The 2,413-nt window shown below is 61.7% G+C and carries 1 protein-coding gene; it reads right to left on the reverse strand.

Going from position 1 to position 2,413, the window contains the following annotated elements; translation table 11 throughout:
- A partial coding sequence (locus AC3ZVB_RS29230; RefSeq protein WP_490148507.1) for an efflux RND transporter permease subunit occupies positions 1 to 2,381 on the reverse strand: 2,381 nt, incomplete at its 3' end.
- Between the last annotated feature and the right edge of the window lie 32 nt (positions 2,382 to 2,413).

Below are 2,413 nucleotides of genomic sequence, written 5' to 3' on the forward strand. Positions count from 1 at the left end.
CCGAGCATGTTCCACAGGAACATGAAGGTCAGCAGGATGCCCATGTCGGCCTGGAACTTGATCGGCGACCAGACCCAGCACACCACGCCCGCTGCGAGGGTGATGCCCACCAGACCGACGACCCGACCGGTGAACGACACGGCATTGCGATAGGCCTGGGACAGCGGCAAACCCTGGCGCTGGAAGTGCAATTGCACGCTGAGCAGGTACAGCGCGTAGTCGACGCCGATCCCGACGCCGAGGGCGATCACCGGCAGCGTCGCGACTTTCACGCCGATGCCCATGGCGACCATCAGCGCTTCGCAGAGGATCGAGGTCAGCACCAGTGGCAACAGCGCCACCAGCGTGGCGCGCCAGCTGCGGAAGGTGATCAGGCAGAACAGCGTCACCGCCGCGTAGACGTACAGCAGCATGGTGCGATTGGCTTCGCGCACGACGATGTTGGTCGCCGCCTCGATCCCGGCCGTGCCCGCCGCCAGCAGGAACTGGCGATCGTCGGTGCTGTTTTCCTTGGCGAACTTGTCGGCAATCGCTACCACGGCATCCAGGGTTTCGGCTTTGTGATCCTTGAGAAAGGTGATCACGGGCATCAGCGAGCAGTTGCTGTTGAACAGCTCCGGCGAGTTCACCGAGGCTTGTTGCGCGGCGTAGTTCAGCACGTCCTGGTTGCGCTGGATGCTGTTGAGCTTGGGGTTGCCTTCATAGGTGCCGGCGGTGATCTGCCGCACGGCGTTGACCAGCGAAACCGTGGCTTGCACGCCGGGGTACTGTTGCAGCTCCCAGGCCAGACGGTCGGCGAGCACCAGGGTTTTGTAGTTCAGGCAGCCTTCCGGCGGGGTCTTGATCATCACCGCGAACATGTCGCTCGAGAGCGCGTAATGCTGGGTGATGTAGGCGTTGTCGCGGTTGTAGCGCGAGTCGGCACGCAGCTCCGGTGCGCCACTTTCGAGGTCGCCGATTTTCAGGTTCAGGCTGACCATGAAACCGCCAATGCCCATCAGCACCGCGACCAGCACCGCCCCCGTGGCCCACTTTCTCGTAGTGAAGCGGTCGAGCGCATCCCAGAGTCTGCCGAAGCCTTTGTGGTGTTCGGCGCGGGTGTCGATTTTCAGCGCGCGCTCGGCGGCCTTGGCGCCAACACCGACATAGGACAGCGCCACCGGCATCAGCAACAACGAGGTAAAAATCAGCACCGCAACGCCGATGCTGGCGGTGATCGCCAGGTCCTGGATCACCGGAATGTCGATCAGCATCAGCACCGCAAAACCCACTGCATCCGCCAGCAACGCCGTTACGCCCGCGATGAACAAACGGCGGAAGGTGTAGCGCGCTGCGATCAGCTTGTGCGTGCCGCGAGCGATGTCCTGCATGATCCCGTTCATCTTTTGCGCGGCGTGGGAGACGCCGATGGCGAAGATCAAAAACGGCACCAGCACCGAGTACGGGTCGATGGCGTAACCCAGCCAGGCCACAATCCCCAGCTGCCACACCACCGCAATCAATGAGCAGCCGACCACCAGCAAGGTGCTGCGCACACAACGGGTGTAGGCATAAATGATCGCCAGCGAGGTAACGACCGCCAGGCCGAAAAACATCATTACCTGGATCAGGCCGTCGATCAGATCGCCCATGAGCTTGGCGAAACCGATCACCCGCACCTTGTACTGACCCTTGCCCTCGACGCCGGATTTGCGCGCGGCGCTGTCGCCAGCGAATTCGATCTTGTCGCGCAATTGCTCTTCAAGCATCTGCGAAAACGCGTGGTAGTTGATGGGCTGACCACCGGCAGCCGCCTTGTCCAGCAACGGCACGATCAGCATGGTGGATTTGAAATCACTGGCCACCAGGCTGCCGACGAGGCCAGCGCGGGAGATGTTCTGGCGCAGCTGTTCGATCTGTTCAGGCTGACCGGAATAGGTGTCGGGCATCACCGGACCACCTTGAAACCCCTCTTCGGTGACTTCGGTCCAGCGCACCGCCGGGCTCCACAGCGACTTCATCCAGGCGCGGTCGACGCCTTCGGTGAGGAACAACTGGTCGTTGACCTGCTTGAGCACGTCGAGATACGCCGGGTCGAAAATATCGCCTTGGGTGTTCTCCACCACCACGCGCACCGAGTTGCCCAAGCCGCGCAACGAGGCACGGTTCTCGAGGAAATTCTGGATGTACGGCTGGCTCTGGGGAATCATTTTTTCGAAGCTGGGCCGCAGCTCCAGACGCGTCACCGCCATGAAGCCGAACACCACGGTAGCGATCGCCATCAGCAGCATGAACAGCGGCCGGAAGTTGAACACCAGCCGTTCGAGGAGGTTGCCAGAGTGCTGGTCGAAATCGCGCAGGTCGCGGATCACCGGCATGGCGTCTTGTTTGATAGTGCCCATGTCTGGGTTCTCGCTCTTAGGGTTCGAGGGCT

It is taken from the genome of Pseudomonas sp. MDV22-iso1 (assembly GCF_058145095.1).